This window comes from Streptomyces diversicolor (assembly GCF_057537855.1).
Genome location: NZ_BAAJXA010000001.1, coordinates 356,007 through 378,394 on the forward strand (window position 1 = coordinate 356,007; position 22,388 = coordinate 378,394).

Sequence of the window (22,388 nt, forward strand, 5' to 3'; positions counted from 1 at the left end):
CACCTGGTCCGAACGATGTCGGAGAACGCGGTGCGGATACCCACCGGAACCATCCTCACGGTCAGTGTGCTCTCGGCGCTCTCGGCGGTGCCGCTCCTCGCCGGATGCGGCGCCGACGACGGCCGTGTCACCCGTACGGCGCAGTCGGCCGTGCCCGCCGCCGTGCCCGCCGACCCCGATCCGCTGCCGCGTACGGCGTCCCCGGCGCCGCACACCAGCCCCACCGGCGACGGCCCGCGCACCCCGGCGCCGACCTGCACGCCCCGGACGGCGTCCCCCGCACCGGAGCCGAACGCCAGTGCGGACACGGTCGCGGCGGACGCCGGCGCAGCCGCCCGTCCCGGCCCGGCCGACTGCGTCCGGGCCACCCGATCGGCCCCCTCGGCCCCCTCGGCCGCCCCGTCGGTCCCGCCGCCCGCCGCGCAGCCGGGCAGTTCCGCGCCCACCACCGACCAGTCCGGACGCGAGACCGTCCCAGAAGCGCCAGAGCTGCCCGACGGCGGCGGTCCGGTCCCCGACGACCTCGACAACCTCGACGACACCGACGGCACCGCCGTCACCGACGCGATCTTCGACAGCCCCACCGGCGTCCTCGGCGGCTGAAGGCACGCGGTGGAGTCGACACCGGTCGAAGATCCGGACGAACCCTGGCAAGGTGAGGCCATGTCCGATCGGGGAGCGAGCGCCCTGTCGGTCCCGGACGACTGGCCCGCCCACCCGGATCCATTCCTGGCGCTCAACCGCATGGGCACCTTCGACTGGGACCTGGACACCGGTCTGTACCACATGGACGCCCAGGCCCACGAGGTGTTCGATCTGCTTCCCGAGGAGTTCGACGGGCGCCTGGAATCGCTCGGCATCCGGGTGCCCCAGCCGGAGGCCAGTCGGATCGACGCCGTCGTCTCCAGCGCCATCAAGGACGGCAGCGAGAACTACGGGGCCTACTTCCGCATCCGCCGCCGCGACGGCCGCTACCGCTGGACGCACACCCAGGGCTACATCCGGCGCGACGAGAACGGCAGGCCGCGCCGGGTCATCGGGATCGTCCGCGACGCCACCCAGGAACTCGCGGACAGCGAGGAGCGCAGCCTGCGGGCCGCCCAGGACGCGGCCTTCCGCCGGCAGAGCGATGTCGTGCAGGTCATCACCGCCGCCCTCTCCCACGCCCGCAGCGTCCAGGACGTCATCGACGTGCTCAAGGACACCGACGGAGTACGGCACCTGGGCGCGACCAGCGTGGTGATCGGTCTGGTGGAGGCGGGCCGGATCCGGCTGGTCGCCGAGGGGCCCGAGGGCAGCTTCGTGCCCGGCACCCGGGTCACCGGGATCGACGAGCCGTACCCGATGAGCGAGGCCGTACGCCTGCTCAGCCCCCGCTTCATCGAGTCCCCGCAGGAGTTCGCCGAGGGCTATCCGATCCTGTGGCCGCACATCACCGACCTCGACATCACCTCGGCCGCCTATCTGCCGCTGATCGCCCAGGGCCGCCCGATCGGCGCCATGGGCCTGCTCTACAACGACCGGCGCCGCTTCTCCGCCGAGGAACGGGCCGTGCTGGTCGCCCTCGGCTCCAGCATCGCGCAGAGCCTGCAACGGGCCATGCTCTACGAACAGGAGCGGGACCTCGCCCAGAGCCTCCAGCAGGCCATGCTGCCGCGCACCATCCCGAGCGTCCGCGGCGCCGACGTCGCCGTCCGCTACCGCGCCGGCTCCGCCGCGGGCTCCCTCGGCCGGGACATCGGCGGCGACTGGTACGACCTCATCCCGCTGCCGGGCGGCCGGGTCGGTGCCGTCATCGGCGACGTCCAGGGGCACGACACGCACGCGGCGGCCGTCATGGGCCAGCTGCGCATCGTGCTGCGCGCGTACGCGGCCGAGGGGCACACCCCGGCCGCCGTGATCGCCCGGGCCTCGGTGTTCCTGCACGAACTGGACACCGACCGGTTCGCCACCTGCCTGTACGCGGAGGCCGACCTGTCCACCGGGGTGGTCCGGGTGGTCCGGGCCGGGCACATCGACCCGCTGATCCGGCACACGGACGGCGGCTGCCGCCGCATGCCGGTCGACGGCGGACTGCCGCTCGGCCTGTCCGCCGAGTTCGGACGGCTCGACTACCCGGTGACCACCCTCGAACTGGACCCCGGCCAGACCCTGCTGCTGTGCACCGACGGACTCGTCGAACAGCCCGGCACCGACCTCGACGACGGGGTGCGGACCCTCACCGAACTGATCGGCGCCGGCCCGAAGGACGTACGCGACCTCGCCGACCGGCTCATCGACCTGGCCGAGGAACGCGGCGGCGACGACGACGTGGCCCTGCTCCTGCTGCGCCGCCGTGACGCCCACACCGCGCAGGGCGGCGGCCGGCTCCACGGCGGCTGACCACTCCGGGCGGCGGTGGCACTCTGGAGCTATGCCGGAACTCCCCGAGGTGGAAGCGCTCAAGGACTTCCTGACCGAGCAACTGGTCGGCCGCGAGGTCGTCCGGGTGCTGCCGGTCGCGATCAGCGTCCTGAAGACCTACGACCCGCCGGTCTCCGCGTTCGAGGGCAGCGAGGTCACGGCCGTGCACCGGCACGGCAAGTTCCTCGACATCGAGGGCGACACGGGCCTGCACTTCGTGACGCACCTGGCCCGGGCGGGCTGGCTGCGGTGGAAGGACCGGCTGCCGGACGGTCCGCCGCGCCCCGGCAAGGGCCCGCTCGCCCTGCGGGCCGCCCTCGCGGACGGCGCGGGCTTCGACCTGACCGAGGCAGGCACCCAGAAGCGGCTAGCGGTGTACTTGGTACGGGACGTGCGGGAGGTGCCCGGCGTGGCCCGGCTCGGCCCCGACCCGCTCGCCGACGACTTCGACGAGGCCCGGCTCGCCGCCCTGCTGACGGGGGAGCGGCGGCAGCTCAAGGGCGCGCTGCGGGACCAGAGCCTGCTCGCCGGCGTGGGCAACGCCTACAGCGACGAGATCCTGCACGCCGCGAAGATGTCCCCGTTCAAGCTCGCCGCGTCCCTGACCCCGCAGGAGACCGGGCGGCTGTACAAGGCGCTGCGCAGCACGCTGACGGAGGCGGTCGACCGCTCCCGGGGGCTGGCCGCCGGGCGGCTCAAGGCGGAGAAGAAGGGCGGGCTGCGGGTGCACGGCCGCACCGGGGAGCCCTGTCCGGTCTGCGGCGACACCATCCGCGAGGTGTCTTTCAGTGATTCGTCGCTACAGTACTGTCCGACCTGCCAGACGGGCGGCAAGCCGCTGGCTGACCGCCGGATGTCGCGCCTGCTGAAGTAGTTTCCGCGGGGTGGGGTGCGTCTGTGTCGTCGTTCGGCTGCGGCGCCGTTGTGGCTGATCGCGCCCGCGCGGCGAAGCCGCATGTCGATACAGCCCCGCGCCCCTTTCGGGGCGATTGGGGTCAGGGGGACTTCAAGGTCACCAGGTGGTCTCCTGTGGTGGTGCGGACCTCGTAGTGGTCGATCTCCTCCGGGTGCAGCGCGGAGGCGCCCCGGAGGGTGTTGGTGCCGGTGTCATGGTCGGGCACCAACCAGCTGGTGAGGATCTGTTCGGTGCCGTCCTCGCCGACCGCCACCAGGCGGCAGGAACGCGGGCCCGCCCCGTCCCTGACCTTCAGCTCGACCTCGGTGCCGTACGCCTCGCCCTCGCTGGTCACCTGCGCCCACACACCGGAGTCCGGATCGGTCGTCGCCGTGACCCGTACGGACGCCGTACCGTGCCCGGCGTAGACGGCGATCCAGGGACCGGCGACGGCGAACACCACGGACGCGGCCAGCCCGTACAGCAGGCGCCGGCGGCGCGCCCGGTGGCGTGCCACGACCTCGGCGAGCAGCCGGTCGAGCATCCGGGGCCCCGGCTGGGCCAGGGGGTGCACAAGACGCGGGGTGGCCCGCCGGTACAGCATCAACTGCCGTGCCGCAGGGCCGAATTCGGTCACGTGTGCCGCGCAGCTGGGGCACTCCATGAGGTGGTCCTCGAAACGGAAGGTCTCCGCCTCGTCCAGCACGCCGAGCGCGTAAGCGCCGACGTCGCGATGCCTTTCCAGGGACCTCATGCCGAATCCTCGTGCCGTTGGGTGCGGGTGGGGTGACTGCGTGCACCCACCGGTACGCACCGGACAGCCGAATCACTCAAGCCACGTCCACAATCGCCGCCCCAGGGCCAACCAAGGGATTCGGAGCGGTCCGGCCGCCGGATTGGTCCTTCGGCGAAGAAGCTCAGAAGAAGCTCAGAAAAGGTGGATGGCGAGGTGGCCGAGGGGCAGCCCGAGCCGCCAGGCGGGTGTCCACACCTTCGGCCCGTCGTCCTCGCCGACCACCGGGCCGCCGCCCGGCACCGCGTCCAGGTCGGGGGCGAGCAGTTCGGTCTCCTGGAGCCAGCGCCAGGCCGCCGCGGCGAGGTCCAGGTCCGGCGCGGGGGTGCCGGAGGCGAGCGCCGCGGTGCCGAGCTGGGCCATGCGCTCGCGCACCCAGTCCTGCCAGGGCTGGTCGTACGCCGTCAGCGACAGCCAGGTCTCCAGCTGGGTGACGACCCGGATGCCGGAGAGTTCGCCGTCGGTGTCGGACAGGAAGACGGTCAGCGCCAGCGCGTCCCGGCCGGCCCGGAACTCGAAGGACGTGGGTGGCATCAGATCGCCGGTCCGCAGCAGTTCGTCGGCGATGTACTCGGCGTAGAACCAGGCCACCGGGACGGTCAGCGCGCCGCCGCCGGTGCCGTCCGTGCTCTCTTGACCTCTGTGCAGCATCCCGTCCTGCCTTCCTCCGGTACGTGCGCGTCGCCCGGACCCCGCCCCGGTCCGGAACACGGATGAAGACAGCTGATTGCTCCAACAGGGTCCGCAGCAAGGCGCTTTACCGAGGTTTGACCCAGGACCCGGTTTCACCGCAGGTCGGGCGCGTATCCCGGCAGAACCCGGCGCAGGGCGCGCAGCGCGTAGTACGCGCGGGACTTCACCGTACCGGGTGGGATGCCCAGCGTTTTCGCGGCTTCCGCAACACTCGCCCCTTGGAAATACACGAGCACCAGTACGTCACGGTGTTCCGGAGTGAGTGTCTTCACAGCCTCGCGGACATCCAGGGCGGCGGCCGACCGCTCGGCGTGGTCGGCGCACACCCGCGCGTTCTCCAGGATCGCGTCGCCGACCTCCGGCGGTCGCGCCTGCCGGGCCCGCCGCGCGTCGATCGCGAGCCGCCGGCCCACGGTCAGCAGCCAAGGCCGTACCGAGTCGAAGGCGTCGGCGCGCAGCGCCTCGGGGTGCTGCCAGGCGCGTACGAAGGTCTCCTGCACCAGGTCCTCGGCGCGTTGCCGGTCCCCGTCGCACAGCCGCAGCAGCAGCGCGAAGAGCGGTCGGCCGTGCTCGCGTTGCAGCGCGGCCAGCTCGTGCTCGGCGGTCGTCGTCCCGTGGTCAAGGGTGGTTCCGGCCGTCATGGCCATATGGCAGCGCAGGGTCCGCCGCCGGGACAGGGTGCGCACCGGGATCTGCGACGGACGGTCGATCGCGTCGGCGAACGGTTCGGCGAACGGTCGGTCACGGCCCGTCACCGACACCGGACGGGTTAAAGAGGACCATCGGGTCGTTTGGGGCGGCCGTCATCTTCGTACTCATTTGTCTGTAAATACGAATGTGACGGTGATATCGAGACCATCCGGGATGAGCCGATGATCGCACGCAGACGCCAGGTCGCCCTGGCCCTGACCGTACTCCTCACGGCGGCCGCCGCCTGCTCGGCCGAGGCCCGCAAACAGCCGTCCGCGCCCGCACACCCGGCGCCGACGGCGACGGCCCGCGGCTTCACCCTCGTCGCCTCCGGCGACGTCCTGCCGCACACCTCCGTGATCGAGCGGGCCCACTTCGACGCGGGCGGCGCCGGTTACGACTTCCGCCCGATGCTCGCCGGCGTCCAACCGGTCGTCAACCGCGCCGATCTGGCGCTGTGTCACATGGAGACCGTCTACGGCGCGAACGGCGACTACACCGGTTACCCCGCCTTCAAGTCCCCGCCGCAGATCGCCCCCAGCCTCGCCGCCACCGGCTACGACGCCTGCTCCACCGCCTCCAACCACGCCCTGGACGACGGCGCCGCGGGCATCGCCCGCACCCTGGACGCCATGGACCGGGCGGGCCTGCGGCACTCCGGAACGGCGCGCACCGAGGGGGAGGCCCGCGCGGTCACCCTGATGCGGGCCGGCCCGGCGCGGGTCGCGCACCTGGCGTACACCTACGACACCAACGGCTTCGCGCCGCCGGCCGGGCAGCCCTGGGCCGTCAACCTGATCGAGGAGGCCCGGATCGTGGCCGACGCCCGCGCCGCCCGCAAGCAGGGCGCGGACGTGGTCGTCGTGTCCCTGCACTGGGGCACCGAGTGGCAGGACGACCCCGACGACCGGCAGCTCGCCCTCGCCAAGCGGCTCACCGCCTCGCGCACGGCCGGCCGCCCCGACGTGGACCTGATCATCGGCACCCACGCCCATGTCCCGCAGGCGTACGAGAAGGTCAACGGGACCTGGGTCGTGTACGGCATGGGCGATCAGATCGCCGGCGAGATGTACAACCGGCAGGGCGTCCAGGACCCGCGCGGCAACCAATCCACGCTCGCCCGCTTCACCTTCTCCCCGCCCGCCCGGCCCGGCGCCCGCTGGGAGGTGACCCGCGCCGAGTTCGTCCCGCAACTGTACGACCTCGACGCGGGCCGCGTGGTCGACCTCAACGCGGCCATCGCCGACGGCGCCGAGCTGACCGACGTGCGCGACCGGATCCGGGACGTGGTGCTCGCCCGCGGCGCCGCCAAGGACGGCCTGGTCATGGGGGAGTGACCCGCCCCGCCCCGGCGAGCGCGGAGCGCCGGTAGGAGTACCCGAAGTAGACGACCACCCCGACCACGAACCACACCGCGAACCGCACCCAGGTCTGCCACTGCAGGAACGTGATCAGCCAGATCGAGAAGACGACGCCCAGCGCCGGTACGAACGGCATCCACGGCGTACGGAAGGTGCGCGGCAGATCCGGCTGCCGGTAGCGCAGCACGATCACCGCCGTGCACACCACCACGAACGCCAGCAGGATGCCGATGTTGGTCAGTTCGGCCGCCTCGCCGATCGGCAGGAACCCGGCGATGGCGGCCGAGGCCACCCCGACGATCCAGGTCACCCGCGTCGGCACATGCCGCGTCGGGTGCGTCTTCGCGAACCACTTGGGCAGCAGACCGTCCCGCGACATGGAGAACCACACCCGGGTCACGCCCAGCATGAACGTGAACATCACGGTGAGGATGCCGATGATCGCGCCCACCGCGATCACGTCCGCCAGCCCGCTCAGGCCCACCGACTTGAACGCCGTGGAGAAGCCGCTCGCCTTGTCGATGTGCCGGTAGTTCTGCATGCCGGTCAGCACCAGGCAGGCCGCCACGTACAGCACCATGGAGATCGCGAGCGAGTAGACGATCGCCCTCGGCATGTGCCGCTGCGCGTCCTTGGACTCCTCGGCGGCCGTGGACATGGCGTCGTAGCCGAAGACCGCGAAGAACACGGTGGCCGCTCCGGTGAACGCCCCGCCGACGCCGTACGGGAAGAACGGGTGGTAGTTGGCGGTGGTGATGTGGAAGACGCCCACACCGATCACCAGCAGCACCACCAGCACCTTCAGCCCCACCACGATGGTCTCGAAGCGGGCCGCGCTGCGGATGCCGAGGGTGAGCAGCCAGGCGATGAGCAGGCACAGCAGCGCGGCGAACAGATCCACCCGGTGTCCGGCCCCGGTGCCGGGCGCCCCCAGCATCCAGGCCGGCAGGTTCGCGCCCATCTCCTCGACCAGGAAGCTGAAGTAGCCGGAGATGCCGATGGCGACCACCGCGACGATCGCTGTGTACTCCAGCAGCAGGTCCCAGCCGATGAACCAGCCGGCGAACTCGCCGAGCACCGCGTAGCCGTAGGTGTAGGCGGAGCCCGCCTTCGGGATCAGCCCGGCGAACTCGGCGTACGACAGGGCCGCCGCGGCGCTGGCGAGACCGGCGATGAGGAAGGAGACGACCACCGCGGGACCCGCGACGCCGTTGGCCACCGTGCCGGCCAGGGTGAAGATGCCCGCGCCGATGATGCCGCCCACGCCGATCGCGGTGAGCTGCCACAGGCCGAGCGATCTGGCCAGCCGGGGGCCCTCGGCGCTCTCGGTGTCCTCGATGTGCTCGATGGGTTTGCGGCGGAGAATGCCCTCACCCGGCCGGATCTTGGCCATGTGCCTCACCTCTTCACCTACGGCGAACGGCTGACGGCGGATCATGATGGCCCACACCCACGCCCCGCAAAAGACACCACGCAAAAATCCCCTCCCCCACCGCACCCCCGACCACCGCGTCCGTCACCGGCGTACTGCCCCGGTCGCCGGGTCGCATGCAGACAGAGGGGGCCGAGTGCCTGTGGCCGGCCGGTGACGGTGGCCGGCCCGGTGGGGGTGCTGGGGCGGTCGTGGTCGGGTCGTTGCGTGGCCGTCGCCTGGCCCGGTCCGGCCTCGGGCAGCGGGAGGGTCGCGCGGGCCGCCCGGTCGGGCCGTCGTGGGCTCGTGCGGCGGCCTCTGGCCGCGGTCGACGTCCCCGTGTCGCGTTCGTCGGAGGGTGTCGGTGCTGACTTGGGCGGGGCGGTCAGGGGACGACCGTTACCGGCCAGCGGCCCGCCTTCACCAGGCGGATGGCCACCGAGCCGATGATGCGGTGGCCCGCCTGCTCGGACGCGCCGACCACGACCGCGTCGGCCTTCAGCTCGTCGGCCGCCTTCACCAGCCCGCTGTAGGGATCGCCACGGAACGTGTGGAACTCCCAGCGCACATCGAATATCCCCTTGACCTGCTCGGCGGACTCACGGATGTGGGTGACGAGGTCCTCGGCGATCTCGTCCGTCGTCTCCGCCACCGGCGCCCCGAGCGCGGCCCCCGCGGCCAGCACCGGCTGCACATAGACGACGGCGAGCAGCGCGTGCTGCCGCCGGGCCAGACCGGCGGCATAGGCGGCGGCCCGCAGCGAGGACTCGGAGCCGTCCAAACCGGCCACGATGACCTTCGGCCCGTCCGTGCCCCGCTCGAACCTGTGCGCATGCTGCTCGTGCTGTTCCGTCACGGCCGTGAGGCTATCGGAAACCGCAGGTCCCGCTCCCCTCCGGGAGCCCTCGACGGGCGGGTGGCCCCCGCGGTTCCTACAGTCGGAACCATGAGTGCCACCGCGGAGGCCGCCCAGGGGAAGGACGCCACGGGCCCGGCACCGCCGCCCGCGGACCGCTTTTCCGGCCGGGTGCCCGAGGGCTTCGCCGCCTTCTTCGGCGCCCTCGCCCTGCTCTGCGCCCTCCTGGCGTTCAGCGCGCCGCTGCGTGTCCTGCTCCGCCCGCTGGTCCGCGCCCTCGACCTGCTGATCGTCCCGGTCAGCGCGAACCTCGCGTACGCCGTGTTCCTGTTCCTGCTGGCCGCCGCGACCGCAGCCCGCAAGCGGGTCGCCTGGTGGCTGGTCGTGGTCTACCTCGGCCTGGTCGTCCTCACCGACGTACTGGGCCTCGCGGTCGGCCTGTACGCCGAGTCCGTCCCGTCCCTTGTGGTGTGCGGGCTCGCGCTGATCGTGCTGGTCGTGGCCCGCGGGGAGTTCTACGCGGCATCCCGGCGCGGCGCCGTGTGGCGGGCGCTCGGCGTCCTGCTGGCCGGGCTCGCCGCGGCGACCCTGCTCGGCTGGGGCCTGGTCGCGCTGTTCCCCGGCACCCTGCCGCCCGGCCAGCACCTGGCCTGGGCCGCCGCCCGGGTCTGCGGCGGACTGGTCTCCGGCACGGCCTTCGACGGCCGCCCGCCCCGCCCTGTCACCTTCCTGCTGGGCCTGTTCGGCGCGCTCGCCCTGCTCAACGCCGCCGCCGCGCTGTTCCGTTCGCAGCGCCTCGAAGCGGCCCTGCACGGCGACGAGGAGGCCCGTATCCGCACCCTGCTCCGGGCCCACGGCGAGGACGACTCCCTCGGCTACTTCGCCACCCGGCGCGACAAGGCCGTCGTCTTCTCGCCCAGCGGCAAAGCGGCCGTCACCTACCGCGTCGAGGCCGGGGTCTGCCTGGCCGGCGGCGACCCCGTCGGCGACCGCGAGGCATGGCCGCACGCCATCGCCGCCTGGCTCGGCACGGCCCGCCGGCACGCCTGGGTGCCCGCCGTGATGGGTGCGTCCGAGTCCGGCGCCACCGCGTACACGCGTGCCGGGCTCGGCGCGCTGCAACTCGGCGACGAGGCGATCCTGCGCGTGCCCGGCTTCGACCTCGACGGCCGCGACATGCGCGTCACCCGCCAGGCCGTGCACCGCGTCCGCCGCACCGGGGCCACCTGCCGCATCCGCCGCCACTCGGCCCTGACCGTGGCCGAAATGGGGGAGATCGTCGACCGGGCGGACGCCTGGCGGGACACCGAGACCGAACGCGGCTTCTCCATGGCCCTGGACCGGCTCGGCGACCCGGCGGACGGCGACTGCCTCCTCGTCGAGGCGCACGGCGCGGACGGCCGGCTGCTCGCCCTGCTCTCCTTCGTGCCGTGGGGCACCGACGGCGTCTCCCTCGACCTGATGCGCCGCGACCGCGGCGCCCCCAACGGCGTCATGGAGTTCATGGTCGCCTCACTGTGCGCGGCGGCCCCCAGGCTGGGCGTGCGCCGGATCTCCCTGAACTTCGCGGTGTTCCGCTCGGTCTTCGAGGAGGGCGCCCGCATCGGCGCCGGGCCCGTGCTGCGGCTGTGGCGGCGCATGCTGCTGTTCTTCTCCCGCTGGTGGCAGCTGGAGGCCCTGTACCGCTCCAACGCCAAGTACCGCCCCGAGTGGTATCCGCGCTTCCTCTGCTACGGCGAGGCCGCCTCGCTCGCCCGTATCGGCCTGGCCTCCGGCATCGCCGAGGGCTTCGTCGCCGTACCGTCGCTGCACAAGCTGTGGGGCAGGACCCGCCCCGCCGCCGAACGGCCCGCGACCGGCGGGGCGCCGCCGCACCCGCGGCCCGGCCCCGGCCCGGGCGCCGGCAGCGGCGGCGCGACCGGCCGTGCCGCGCCGGACGCGGGCCCGCCCGAACAGGTCCGCGTCCGCCGCCGCACGCTCGACCGGCTGTACGCGGCCGGCACCGACCCCTACCCGGTGGGCGTGCCACCGCCGACCCGGGCCCTCGCCGACGTCCGGGACGGCGAGGAGGTGACGGTCGCCGGCCGGATCATGCTGGTCCGTGACTTCGGCGGCATCGTCTTCGTGGTGCTGCGCGACTGGTCGGGCGACCATCAGCTCGCCCTCACCCGTTCCGGCACCGGACCGGCCCTTCACCGGTTCACCGCCGACACCGACATCGGCGACCACATCACCGCCACCGGGCGCGCCGGATCCAGCGACACGGGCGAACCGACCGTGTTCGTCACCGCCTGGCGGCTCACCGGGAAGTGTCTGCGTCCGCTGCCCGACAAGCGCCGCGGCCTGACCGACCCCGAGGCCCGGGTCCGCATGCGCCACCTCGATCTGGTGACGAGCCCCGACGCCCGCCGGGTGATCCGCGTCCGCGCCGCCGTCGTCCAGGCGCTGCGCCAGGGCCTCGCCGACCGCGGCTTCGTCGAGGTCGAGACGCCGATGCTGCAGCAGATCCACGGCGGCGCCGACGCCCGCCCGTTCACCACCCACAGCAACGCCTACGACCTCGCCCTCACCCTGCGCATCGCCCCCGAGCTGTACCTGAAGCGGCTGTGCGTCGGCGGCCTGGAGAAGGTCTTCGAACTGGGCCGCTGCTTCCGCAACGAGGGCGTCTCCCACAAGCACAACCCCGAGTTCACGATGCTGGAGGCGTACCAGGCGTTCGCCGACTACGACGTGATGCTCGACCTCACCCGCGAGCTGGTGCAGGGCGCCGCCACCGCCGCCTTCGGCCGCGCCGTCGTCCGCAGACAGGGCGAGGAGCACGACATCTCCGGGCCCTGGCCGGTCAGGACGGTGTACGACGCGCTCTCCCGGGCGCTCGGCGAACAGGTCGACGCCGGCACCCCGCTGCCCGTGCTGCACCGCCTGTGCGACCGCGCGGGCGTCCCGTACACCGCGGCGACCGGCCCGGCCGCGATCGTCCTGGAGATGTACGAGCGGCTGGTCGAGGAGCCGACCCGACTGCCCACCTTCTACAAGGACTTCCCGGTGGACGTCTCCCCGCTGACCCGCAGGCACCGCACCGACCCGCGGCTCGCCGAGCGCTGGGACCTCGTCGCCTTCGGCACCGAACTGGGCACCGCCTACTCGGAGCTGACCGACCCGGTCGAGCAGCGCCGCCGGCTGACCGCGCAGTCGCTGCGGGCCGCCGGGGGAGACGCGGAGGCGATGGAACTGGACGAGGACTTCCTCGACGCCCTTGAGTACGCGATGCCGCCGACCGGGGGACTCGGCCTCGGAGTCGACCGGCTCATCATGTTCCTGACCGGACTGACGATCCGGGAGACCCTTCCCTTCCCGCTCGTCCGCCGCCGCTGACGCACGGCCGTACAAGCGCGCGGACGGCTCCGCCGTGCGAGTGGAATCCCGTCGCGGCACCCGTGAGCGAGTGGTGCGCCGGTGCCCTGCGGGCGAGTGATGAGTCATGAAGAAGGATCAGATGCTCACGCGGCGCCGGGTGCTGCTGGCCGGCGCCGCTGCCCTGGGGGCGGCCGGCACCGCCGACCTCTTCCTGACCGGCCGCACGGCCACCGTCCCGGCACGGTCCGGCGCACCCGCCGCAGGACCCGGGGCACGGGCCGCGGTCAACTCCTCCGCGTTCCGCCTGCGGCCGCTGACCGGTGACGGACCGCCGCGCACCCTTCCCGCCAGGCCCCCCGTGCGCGACGAGCCGATCCTGCGGATGCCCGGCACCGGCCGGCGCATGCTGCTGACCTTCGACGACGGCCCCGACCCCGCCTACACCCCGCACATCCTGGACACCCTCGCGAAGTACGACGTCCGCGCGACGTTCTTCGTGTGCGGCGAGATGGCCGAGCGGAACGGACACCTGCTGGCCAGGATGGCCGACGAGGGACATGTCGTCGGCAACCACACCTGGTCCCATCCACTGCTCACCGAGCTGAACCGGGCACAGATCCGCTCCGAGATGGAACGCACCGGCGAGGCCATCGCGAGGGGCTACGGCGAGCACCCCCGCTGGTTCCGCGCGCCGTACGGTGCCTGGAACCGGGCGGCCTTCCAACTGGGCGCCGAGATGGGCATGGAGCCGCTGGCCTGGACGGTGGACAGCCTCGACTGGACCGAGCCGGGCACCCGCACCATCATCGACCGGATCGAGCGCGGCGCCGCCCCCGGCGTCGTGGTGCTCTCCCACGACGCCGGAGGCAACCGCGCGCAGAGCGTCAGCGCCCTGCGCAGCTATCTGCCCTGGCTGCTGGACCACGGCTACCACCTGACCGTCCCCCAACGGCCCTACGGCTGAGCGGCCGCCCGGCCGGGACGCCGTCAGCGGACCTCGGCCAGGCGGGCGAAGACGACGACGTTCCCGTCGTAACCGTTCTGCTTGGAGAACCCGCCTCCGCAGGTGATCACCCGGAGTTCGGGCGTGCCCTTGGAGCCGTAGACCCGGTCGCCGGGGAAGCCGTTCTTCGCGAAGACCTCGACACCGTAGATCTCGAAGACCGCCGTCTTCCGGTCCTTGCGCCGGACCTCGATCCGGTTGCCCTTCTTCAGCGATCCCAGTCCGTAGAACACCGCGGGGCCGGACGTGTTGTCCACATGGCCGACGATGACGGCCGTCCCCTTCTCACCGGGCGAGACGGCACCCGTGTACCAGCCGGCCAGGTTCGGGTCCTCCGGCGGCGGCGCGGTCACCCAGCCGTCCGCGTCCAGACCGACCGGCATGACCGGGGCGTCCACCCGGATCGCCGGGATCATCACCCGCTCCGCGGCGGAGAACGGCAGCGCGTCCGCCGCGCCGGCGAAGCCGGTGCCGGGTACGGGGCTGTCGGCGGCCGCGTTCTGCGCGGGCTGCGGCGGTCCGACGTCGAACTCGCCCGACCCGTTCCGGATGAGCGCGAGACCGGTCAGCAGAACAAGTGCTATCACGCCCCACGGAGCGCGCTTCCTGCGCCGTTCCTCCTCTTCGGGAAGCTCGGACAGCTCGAACGCAGACATTCGCCATCCCCTCTCGGCGCGGCCGACGCCGCGTCATCCACGCATACGAGAACGCTAAGTCGCGTGCGGACGGGCGGCGACGGGGGCGCTGGCGAACGGGTGACCGGGACGCCCTTGGGTGCGCCATCCGAGGTGTGGCGGAAAGGAATTTTCCTGACGGTCCGTGACCTGGGACAACATCCGATTGTGCGCTTTTGGGTCCGCGTATTTGATCACCGGGACGGAGCATTCTCGACATGCGGGCGTGTTCCGCTCATCCGAAGGTCTACCCCGGAGGTGCTTTTTCGCCGATCGACCGGGGACGGGTCCCGGGGTGCCTCTCGCGGAGGATCACATGGGTAACACTCGCGCCCTGGCGGCCACGGCCCTCGCCGTCGCCGTCCTCGGGCTCGCCGCCCCCACGGCCGTCGCGGACGGCGTGGGCAACGGGGGCGGACCGAGCAACACCGGCGGCGTCAACGGCACCGGAGTCCTGCCGGGCGGTGGAGTCGCGCCGGGCGGCGTCCTTCCGGGCGGTGGAGTCTTTCCGGGTGGTGGAGTCTTTCCGGGCGGAGTCGGCCCGGGTGGCGTCTTTCCCGGCGGCGGCTACTTTCCTGGTGGCGGCTACTTCCCTGGCGGTGGGTTCGTGCCGGGCGGGGTCGGCCCGGGCCTCGTCGTTCCGGGCGGCGGCTTCTTCCCCGGCAACAACGGCTTGCGCCCGGGCAACGGCCGCGAGGGCCTTGGCCGTGAAGGGTTCGGCCGTGAAGGCCGTGAAGGTCTTGGCCGTGAGGGACTTGGCCGTGAGGGCCTTGGTCGTGAAGGGTTCGGCCGTGAGGGCCTTGGCAACGGCCGCGAGGGCATTCGGCCCGGAAACGAGATCAGGCCGGGCCCGGTCCACGGCGGTCTCGGAGGCTCCGTCACCTCCGGAGCGGCCCCGGCCGACATGGCCATCGGCGGCGGCCTGGTGGCGGCGGGCGTGATCGGCGGCGGAGTGTTCTGGGTGCGCCGTCGGCACGAGAAGCGGATCTGACCCGGCCGGCACGAGAAGCGGATCTGGCCCGGCGACCACCGTGCCGGGCGGCCACCACGCGCGGAACGCAGCGCACGCGGCCGGACCTTCGCCCAGGATCCCGCGGCGGATCGGGGCGCAGGTCCGGGAGCGTGGCCCGGGAGCGTGGCCCGGGCGGCACGGTCAGCTCCCGTCGCCGGTGCGGCGGTGCGCCAGCCGCCAGGCCGCGGCGACCGCCCCGGCGGTCAGCACCATGCCCAGGCCGAGCTGCCCGAGGTCGAACCCGGCGATGCTGCCGCCGTCGCCGGCCTGCACCGCGCCCGGGACCGGCGTGCCCGTGAGGCCGTCGTCCCCGGGCGACCGGACGGCCGGCCCGCCGTCGGCACGCCCCTGTGCGATCTTCAGGTTCGTCGAGCCGGTCGCCCCGTCGCAGCTGAACGTCACCCGGTACGAGGAGCCGGACCTGACGTCCGGGCCGATCGTGGTCGTGGCCGACGACCGCCCCGACGGGATGCGGACCGTCTCGAAGACCTCCGAGGCGACCGTGGCGCTGCCCTTGCAGCCGTCGTTGCGGTCCAGGCGCAGGGTGACCGTGCTGCCCGCGGTGATGGTGGACGGTTCGACCCCGAAACCGAACGGCGTGACGCCGTGGCCGCCGCCGTCCTCCGCCACGGCGGCCGGGGCGCACAGGACGAGGGCGCCGGTGCCCAGCAGTGCGGCCGAAGCGACGCGTATCGCGCGCATGTGTTTCCTCCGGTCCCCGAGGAGCAGCCCGCGGACGTCTGCCGCCTGCGCCGTGCGTGCACCTCGATGTCCGGAACGCTAGGAATGTTCGCGCGGGTGCGCGAACCCAGTAGCGCGAACGGGTCATCCGTGTCGGCCGTCCGGGCGAAATCCCCGCTGCGGACGGGGGCGTGCGCGGTGCGGCGCGCACGCCCCCCGGTGGTCCGCCCTGGTGGGTGCGGTCCCTCAACCCTTGATGTTCGGGAAGAGGTCCAGGAACGGCTGTGCCGTCGCGTCCATGCCCCGGCTGTAGGGGGAGTCGAAGATCCAGATCAAGAAGAGCATGAACGCGATCGTGGCGGAGAACAGCCCGGCGAGGACGAGTTCCCGCGGGGTGCGCCGGATCTGCAGGGCGAAGACCATGCCGATGGTGACCACCGCTCCGAAGAGCAGCCCGAACCACACCACGCCGGGCATCGTGGCCCCCGTGGACTCGGCGCGGGCGCTGCGCGCCTGGTCCACCGCCGTCACCTGGTCGACGAGCGGTTGGTAGGCCTGCGCCTCGAAGTCCGTCCTCGGCTGGTAGTCGGTGACGTCGCGGCGGATGTGGTCGAGCAGCCGGGCACCGGTGTCGGTGAGGCGGTCGTCGCGCTCCATCGTCCTCCACTCGGTGCGGACGACGTGCCCGACATAGGCGTTGACATCGGCCCGAATGCCGTCGCGGATGTCGGGCGGGTAGACCCGGACCCGTTCGGAGATCTCGTGCAGCGCCTGGGCCTCCGCCTGCACATGGTCCTGGGCGGCGCTGCGTGCCTCCCAGACCCCGGCGATGGCCAGGCCCAGGACGATGGCGTAGACGACGCCGATCCACATGGTCATGTACTCGATGACGTCGGGGGTCTCGCTGGGGTCGTCGTCCTCGGCGGCGGTCCGGTGCCGCACCAGGGTGATGACGACCACCACGGCGCACGCGCCCAGCATCGCGAGGACGAGAACAAGCCAATCCGACAACAGGTGCCTCCAGGAACGAGCGGATCGAAACGGATCTAGGCGGATCGAGGTGCCGGGGGTCCCGGTGTCAGCGGGGACGCAGCGCGGCGACGGCGACGATCGCGGGGATGGCGATGAGCAGGACGTAGGTGACCGGGGAGGTCCGGTTGGGCGCCGGGGGGCCGGCCGGCCGGGGGCGGTGGCGCGGATAGGTGACCGGGGTCGCGGAGGACCGCGGGGCTGGTTCGGCCGACGGGCGGGGTGCGGGAGCCGGGGTACGGGTCGGCGTCGGCGTCGGCTTCGGCGTCGTGGTGGGGGCCGGCCGCGTCGGGGCCGGCGGTTTTGGTTTCGGCGGTGGCGGCGGTTCGGGCGTGGGCTTCGGTGGCGTGGACTTCGGCGGTGGTGGCGGCGGTGTCGGAGTGGGTGTGGGAGTGGGCGTGGGTGTGGTTGTGGGCGGAGGCGTGGGCGTGGGGCAGCCCGGGGGAATCGGCCAGGAGCCGCCCGCGACGGCCACCGCCACCGTGCCCTCCGGGCCCGTCGAGGCGTAGGCGCAGGCGTCGGCCCCGGCCGTGCCTGCCGGACAGCCCACGAAGGCCCACACCAGCGTCACCAGGGCCAACGCCCGTGCCGCGGGCGGGAATCGGGTCGCTTCGGGTCCATGCACGACCGAGAGCATGGGGTGTGCGGAGTCCGGCCACGCCGCAGAGTCCGCGGATTGCCTCGAAGGGGGGAAGCGGCTTTCGGACGGTTTGGAACACCGGGCCCCCGCCCCCCGCTCCCCGCGCACGCTTGTACGCCCCAGGACCCCCGCGCCCCTTCGGGGCGCGGGGCTGCATCGATGTGCGGCTTCGCCGCGTGGGCGCGGCCGGTCGCGTTGCCGCGGCAGTCGACCGACGGCACGGTGCGGCAGATCCGGCAGAGAGCTGGTGTGCGCGTGGGTACGGGCCCCGCGCCCAGCCCACCGCCACCTGCCTCCCCTGCCCCCACACCGGAGGGGGCCCGCTCCCGGAGACGCCGCCCTCGTCCTGCGCCGGAGGGTGGTGGCAAGAAATCTTCTGGGCCGTTGAACACGGGGGCCCGTCGCGTCCGTACCCAGTGTCGTGCGGCGGCGCAGCGGGCGCTGCAATATTCAGGCGACAATGGGGAGTTGACGATGAAGACCTCGTGGCGGGCCGCCTCACTGGTGGCGACGGCCGCTTCGGTGCTGGCACTGACGACGGCGTGCGGTCAGGACAATGTCACCACCCCCTCGTCGGCGGCCCAGAACGTCGGGGCCACGGCCCCGGCGGGCGGATACGGCGGCGCCGGCACGGGGACCGGCGCGGGCAACGGCTACGGCGCCGACGGCAGCCAGAGTTCCAGCTCCCCGACCCCGGCCGCGCCCGCGGGAGCCCTCACGGTCGCCGCCAACCCCGAGCTGGGCAAGGTCCTGACCGACGGCTCGGGCCTCACCCTGTACCGCTTCGACCAGGACACCGCCGAGCCGCCCAAGTCGAACTGCGACGGCGACTGCGCCACGACCTGGCCGCCGGTGCCCGCGGACGACGCGAGCGCCGGTACCGGCATCGACAAGGCACTGCTCGGCGAGGTGACCCGCGCGGACGGCAGCAAGCAGCTGACCGTGGGCGGCTGGCCCGCCTACCGGTACGCGAAGGACGTCAACGTCGGCGACGTCAACGGCCAGGGCGTGGGCGGCAAGTGGTTCGCGCTCGCCCCCGACGGCAAGAAGGCGGCCCAGTCCAACCTGCCCGGCCTGTCCACCCGCAAGGACCCCAAGCTGGGCGAGATCGTCGTCGACAAGAACGGCATGACGGTCTACCGCTTCATGAAGGACAAGGCGTGGCCCAAGCCCGTCTCGAACTGCACCGGGGACTGCCTGGAGAAGTGGCCGGCGGTCGCTCCGGTCGACGCCGACGACACCAAGGGCGTCGAGAAGAAGGGCCTGATGGGCTTCACCCGGTCCGACGGCGCCAAGCAGATGACCGTCGACTGCTGGCCGATCTACACCTTCGCCGGCGACGAGGCCCCGGGGGACACCAACGGTCAGGGCGTGGGCGGCACCTGGTACGCCGTCGCGCCCGACGGCAAGCCGGTCGGCGCGCCCAAGTAGGGATCACCGCCCCAGGGTTGATCTCCCCGCCCCAGTCAGCATCGGACCACCGCGGAAGGGAGGGACGACGGCAAGCGAGTGCCGCGAGCACGACACCAGGCGCACGACCACGGGTCCGCCCCCTTCGCACCGCACGGAGGGGGCGGACCGCTGCGCGACGGCGCGCTCATCACGCTGCGTCGTCGTTCCGGCACGTGCCGCAGGCAGTGACCGGGAACGGATGGTCAATTTCCGTTTCGGGTCGCTCCATTGGCAGGCGATCAGTAGCCTCAGCTCGAACACCGGATCGCCTACGCCTTGGAGAGATACATGGAGCGTCCCGCCTGGGCTCCACGGAGCATCGACATCACGGTGCCGAGCGTCGCGCGTATCCACGACTACTACCTGGGCGGTTCGTACAACTTCGAGGTCGACCGGGAGACGGCCCGCAGGGCAATGGAGTTCCTGCCGGGACTCCCCAAGATCGTGCAGGCGAACCGGGCGTTCATGCGCCGCGCCGTGCGCTTCGCGGTGCGCGACGGCATCACCCAGTTCCTCGACATCGGCTCCGGGATCCCCGCGTTCGGCAACGTCCACGAGGTGGCCGGGGCGGCCCTGCCGGGCGCCCGCGTGGTGTACGTCGACCACGACCCGGTGGCGGTGGCGCACAGTCAGGCGGTGCTGGCGGGCAACGAGAACGCGGGCGTCGTCGCCGCGGACCTCCGCAAGCCCCAGGACATCCTGTCGAGCCCCGAGGTCCGGTCACTGATCGACGTGAATCGGCCAGTGGCGCTGCTGCTCGTTGCCATACTGCACTTCGTGGAAGACGCGGACGACCCCTACGGTGCGGTGGCCGAGCTGCGCGAGGCATTCGCGCCGGGCAGCCTGCTGATCCTCACCCATGCCTCGTACGAGGGAATCCCGCTGCCGCCCGAACGGGCCGCGGGAGCGGTCGACGTGTACAAGGACATTCGCAACCCGCTGATCATGCGCTCGCGCGAGGAGATCGCGCGGTTCTTCGAGGGGTACGACATGGTGGAACCCGGACTGGTGGCGATGCCGCGCTGGCGCCCGGAGCCGGAGGACGACCCGGACGACGAGGATCCGTTCGCCTTCTCCGGCTTCGCGGGCGTGGGGCGTACGGCGTGAGCGCGGAGCCGGACGGGCCGGAGGACAGACTGCGGCGGTTCGCGACCATCTGGAGCCGGGCCGTGTTCCCGGTGACCTCGACGTCGCTGACCCGGCCGGAGTTCGAGGAACAACTCCTGCCGCTCGCGCGCCGGCTGAGCCGCGCGCTGCGCAGGCACGGCTTCGACGCGGAGGAGGCGAAGGCGGTCGGCGCCGCGCTGATCGACGCGCACTGCACCGACCCGGAGGCGCTGACCCGCACCCTGGACTGCGTCGACGCCTACCTGGTGCTGTACTGCGGCGAGGACGGGCCGCAGGACGAACTGCGCATGCGCTGCTCCCGGTTGCAGCACGCCATGGCGGCCGGGTTCGCGCAGGCGCTGCGCGAGCGGACCCTGGCCGAGCAGGAGGCCATCGCCCGGGCCGCGTTGCAGGCCCAGGGCGTGGTGGCGAAGGCCCTGCACGCCAGCGAGGCCCGGTTCCGCGCGGTGTTCGAGGGCGCGGCCATAGGGATCGGCATCGCCGACCTCGAAGGCCGGCTGCTCCAGGTCAACGAGGCGCTGCTGCGCATGTTCGGGCTCTCCGAACAGGCGCTGCGCGGCCGCCGGGTACCGGAGTGGACACACCCCGAGGACGCGCCGCAGACCTGGCGGCTCTACGACGAACTCGTGCGCGGCGAGCGCGAGCACTACCACGTGGAGAAGGCGTTCAACCGCACCGACGGAACGGTGCTGTGGACCAATCTCACGGTCTCCCTGCTGCGCGACGCGGACGGCAACCCGCAGTACCAGCTCGCGCTGATGGAGGACACCACCGAGCGGCGGCTGCTCAACCTGCGGCTGCGCTACGAGGCCACGCACGACGCGCTCACCGGACTACCCAACCGCACCCTGTTCTTCGAACGCCTGGAGAAGGCGCTCGGCGCGGGCGAGGGCCAGCGCTTCGGCCTGTGCTACCTGGACCTGGACGGCTTCAAGACCATCAACGACAGCCTGGGCCACGCGGCCGGCGACCGGCTGCTGGTCGAGGTCGCCGACCGGCTCCAGGCGTGCGCCACCGCGCCCGGTGAGATGGTGGCCCGGCTCGGCGGCGACGAGTTCGTGGCGCTGACCACCGGGCCCGACACCGAGCGGGAGGTCGACGAGCTGGCCGAGCGCATCATGAACGCCCTCGTCACCCCGGTCAGCGTCGACGGCCGTGAGCTGCTGGTGCGGGGCAGCATCGGCATCGTGGAGGGCGCGGCCGGCGAGCGTACCGCCGCGGAGGTGCTGCGCAGCGCCGACATCACCATGTACCGGGCCAAGTCGGCGGGCGGCAACCGCTTCGAGCTGGCCGACGCGGAGGCCGACGCCCGCGCCATCACCCGGCACGGGCTGACCACGGCGCTGCCCGCGGCCCTGGAGCGCGGCGAGTTCTTCATCGAGTACCAGCCGCTGGTGCACCTCGGCGACGGCAGCGTCCGCGGCGCCGAGGCGCTGGTCCGCTGGCTGCATCCGCAGCACGGGGTCATCGGACCCGACCGGTTCATCCCGCTCGCCGAGCACACGGGGCTGATCGTTCCGCTGGGCCGCTGGGTCCTGGAGCAGTCGGTGCGCCAGGCGCGCGAGTGGCGGGAACGGTACGGGGAGCAGACGCCGAGCGGCCCGCTGCGCATCAACGTCAATCTCTCGCCCTGCCAGCTGAGCCATCCCGGTCTGGTCCAGGACACGGTGGAGATCCTGGAGCGCACCGGTGTCGCGCCGGACGCGCTGTGCCTTGAGGTCACCGAGTCCGCGCTGATCGGTGCCGACGACGACCTGCTCAAGCCGTTGCGCCGGCTGGCCGAGATGGGCGTGGACATCGCCCTTGACGACTTCGGCACCGGCTACTCCAACCTCGCCAACCTGCGCCGTCTGCCGGTGAGCGTCCTCAAGCTGGACCGCTCCTTCACCCAGAGCATGCAGCGGTTCCCGGCCGACCCCGTCGACCTCAAGATCGTCGAGGGGATCGTTTCGCTCGCCCACAGCCTTGACCTGGCGGTCACCGTGGAGGGCGTGGAGACCGGCGCGCAGGCCGAACAACTGCGCATACTGGGCTGCGACACGGCCCAGGGCTGGTACTACGCCCGCCCCGGCCCCCCAGACCGCCTACACCACCTGGCCCTGGCAGACGCAACGAACTGACCCCCGACCGCGCCCACCCGTCGAGGACGAGTACGGAACCTTCCCGTGCCCCTGGCCCCCCAGGAGCACGGGAACCCACACCGCCACTCGCCGATGCCCCGCGAGCGCTTCGGCGCTGCGGCGAAGGAGCGCGGGGAACTGCGCAAAAGTCGCGTACCCCCACGGTCCCGCACTCCCCAACGATGCTGAA

General features: G+C 72.6%; 19 protein-coding genes. 11 read left to right on the forward strand and 8 right to left on the reverse strand.

Going from position 1 to position 22,388, the window contains the following annotated elements:
- Nucleotides 1–15: 15 nt before the first annotated feature.
- Genes AC27LF_RS01445 through AC27LF_RS01455 form a run of 3 tightly spaced genes read left to right on the forward strand, consistent with a single transcriptional unit; the run spans nucleotide 16 to nucleotide 3,277 of the window.
- Nucleotides 16–603 carry a hypothetical protein gene (locus AC27LF_RS01445; RefSeq protein ID WP_479657871.1) on the forward strand — a complete coding sequence of 196 codons (588 nt, stop codon included), beginning with the start codon at nucleotides 16–18 and terminating at the stop codon, nucleotides 601–603.
- A 60-nt stretch (nucleotides 604–663) separates the two neighbouring features.
- Nucleotides 664–2,382: a SpoIIE family protein phosphatase gene (locus tag AC27LF_RS01450; protein WP_479657870.1), complete on the forward strand. Its 1,719-nt coding sequence runs from the start codon at nucleotides 664–666 to the stop codon at nucleotides 2,380–2,382.
- Between the two features lie 31 nt (nucleotides 2,383–2,413).
- Entirely contained in the window at nucleotides 2,414–3,277 is an 864-nt protein-coding gene (locus AC27LF_RS01455; RefSeq protein ID WP_479657869.1) for an Fpg/Nei family DNA glycosylase, read from the forward strand.
- A 121-nt stretch (nucleotides 3,278–3,398) separates the two neighbouring features.
- Here AC27LF_RS01455 and AC27LF_RS01460 read toward each other — a convergent pair whose 3' ends face one another.
- The 3 genes from AC27LF_RS01460 to AC27LF_RS01470 form a co-directional block, all read right to left on the reverse strand.
- Complete coding sequence (locus AC27LF_RS01460; protein ID WP_479657868.1) at nucleotides 3,399–4,052, reverse strand: anti-sigma factor family protein; 654 nt, start codon at nucleotides 4,050–4,052, stop codon at nucleotides 3,399–3,401.
- Between the two features lie 174 nt (nucleotides 4,053–4,226).
- Complete coding sequence (locus AC27LF_RS01465) at nucleotides 4,227–4,742, reverse strand: hypothetical protein (protein ID WP_479657867.1); 516 nt, start codon at nucleotides 4,740–4,742, stop codon at nucleotides 4,227–4,229.
- Nucleotides 4,743–4,876: 134 nt separating this feature from the next.
- Complete coding sequence (locus AC27LF_RS01470; RefSeq protein ID WP_479658004.1) at nucleotides 4,877–5,425, reverse strand: sigma-70 family RNA polymerase sigma factor; 549 nt, start codon at nucleotides 5,423–5,425, stop codon at nucleotides 4,877–4,879.
- Between the two features lie 231 nt (nucleotides 5,426–5,656).
- Here AC27LF_RS01470 and AC27LF_RS01475 point away from each other — a divergent pair, with 231 nt between their 5' ends.
- On the forward strand, nucleotides 5,657–6,811 hold the full coding sequence (locus AC27LF_RS01475) for a CapA family protein (protein WP_479657866.1): 1,155 nt from the start codon (nucleotides 5,657–5,659) through the stop codon (nucleotides 6,809–6,811).
- On the opposite strand, the gene AC27LF_RS01480 is transcribed toward AC27LF_RS01475, so the two are convergent.
- Both AC27LF_RS01480 and AC27LF_RS01485 read right to left on the reverse strand, forming a co-directional pair.
- Entirely contained in the window at nucleotides 6,798–8,228 is a 1,431-nt protein-coding gene (locus tag AC27LF_RS01480) for an amino acid permease (RefSeq protein WP_479657865.1), read from the reverse strand. The genes AC27LF_RS01475 and AC27LF_RS01480 overlap by 14 nt on opposite strands.
- 403 nt (nucleotides 8,229–8,631) lie before the next feature.
- Nucleotides 8,632–9,102 (reverse strand): universal stress protein, encoded by a 471-nt coding sequence (locus tag AC27LF_RS01485; RefSeq protein ID WP_404030841.1) that lies wholly within the window; start codon nucleotides 9,100–9,102, stop codon nucleotides 8,632–8,634.
- A gap of 90 nt (nucleotides 9,103–9,192) precedes the next feature.
- Between AC27LF_RS01485 and lysX the strand changes: the two genes are divergently transcribed.
- Nucleotides 9,193–12,477 carry a bifunctional lysylphosphatidylglycerol synthetase/lysine--tRNA ligase LysX gene (gene lysX / locus AC27LF_RS01490; RefSeq protein WP_487227774.1) on the forward strand — a complete coding sequence of 1,095 codons (3,285 nt, stop codon included), beginning with the start codon at nucleotides 9,193–9,195 and terminating at the stop codon, nucleotides 12,475–12,477.
- Between the two features lie 106 nt (nucleotides 12,478–12,583).
- A complete protein-coding gene (locus tag AC27LF_RS01495; protein WP_479660201.1) occupies nucleotides 12,584–13,423 on the forward strand; it encodes a polysaccharide deacetylase family protein in 840 nt (279 codons plus the stop codon).
- Between the two features lie 23 nt (nucleotides 13,424–13,446).
- Here AC27LF_RS01495 and AC27LF_RS01500 read toward each other — a convergent pair whose 3' ends face one another.
- Nucleotides 13,447–14,118, reverse strand: coding sequence for a class F sortase (locus AC27LF_RS01500; RefSeq protein WP_479660202.1), 672 nt, complete (start codon nucleotides 14,116–14,118; stop codon nucleotides 13,447–13,449).
- Between the two features lie 334 nt (nucleotides 14,119–14,452).
- Here AC27LF_RS01500 and AC27LF_RS01505 point away from each other — a divergent pair, with 334 nt between their 5' ends.
- Nucleotides 14,453–15,127, forward strand: coding sequence for a hypothetical protein (locus AC27LF_RS01505; RefSeq protein ID WP_479660203.1), 675 nt, complete (start codon nucleotides 14,453–14,455; stop codon nucleotides 15,125–15,127).
- A 162-nt stretch (nucleotides 15,128–15,289) separates the two neighbouring features.
- Here the strand turns inward: AC27LF_RS01505 and AC27LF_RS01510 are convergent, their stop codons facing one another.
- Nucleotides 15,290–15,850: a hypothetical protein gene (locus tag AC27LF_RS01510; RefSeq protein ID WP_479660204.1), complete on the reverse strand. Its 561-nt coding sequence runs from the start codon at nucleotides 15,848–15,850 to the stop codon at nucleotides 15,290–15,292.
- 225 nt (nucleotides 15,851–16,075) lie between these two features.
- Nucleotides 16,076–16,840, reverse strand: a complete 765-nt coding sequence (locus AC27LF_RS01515) for a bestrophin-like domain (RefSeq protein ID WP_479660205.1) — start codon at nucleotides 16,838–16,840, stop codon at nucleotides 16,076–16,078.
- A gap of 191 nt (nucleotides 16,841–17,031) precedes the next feature.
- Between AC27LF_RS01515 and AC27LF_RS01520 the strand changes: the two genes are divergently transcribed.
- The 4 genes from AC27LF_RS01520 (at nucleotide 17,032) to AC27LF_RS01535 (ending at nucleotide 22,198) form a co-directional block, all read left to right on the forward strand.
- Nucleotides 17,032–17,367, forward strand: a complete 336-nt coding sequence (locus AC27LF_RS01520) for a hypothetical protein (protein WP_479660206.1) — start codon at nucleotides 17,032–17,034, stop codon at nucleotides 17,365–17,367.
- Nucleotides 17,368–17,972: 605 nt separating this feature from the next.
- Nucleotides 17,973–18,929, forward strand: a complete 957-nt coding sequence (locus tag AC27LF_RS01525) for an SCO0930 family lipoprotein (RefSeq protein WP_479660279.1) — start codon at nucleotides 17,973–17,975, stop codon at nucleotides 18,927–18,929.
- Between the two features lie 309 nt (nucleotides 18,930–19,238).
- Nucleotides 19,239–20,057, forward strand: a complete 819-nt coding sequence (locus AC27LF_RS01530) for an SAM-dependent methyltransferase (RefSeq protein WP_479660207.1) — start codon at nucleotides 19,239–19,241, stop codon at nucleotides 20,055–20,057.
- Entirely contained in the window at nucleotides 20,054–22,198 is a 2,145-nt protein-coding gene (locus AC27LF_RS01535) for a putative bifunctional diguanylate cyclase/phosphodiesterase (RefSeq protein WP_479660208.1), read from the forward strand. The genes AC27LF_RS01530 and AC27LF_RS01535 overlap by 4 nt, the downstream gene beginning before the upstream one ends.
- Nucleotides 22,199–22,388: the final 190 nt, after the last annotated feature.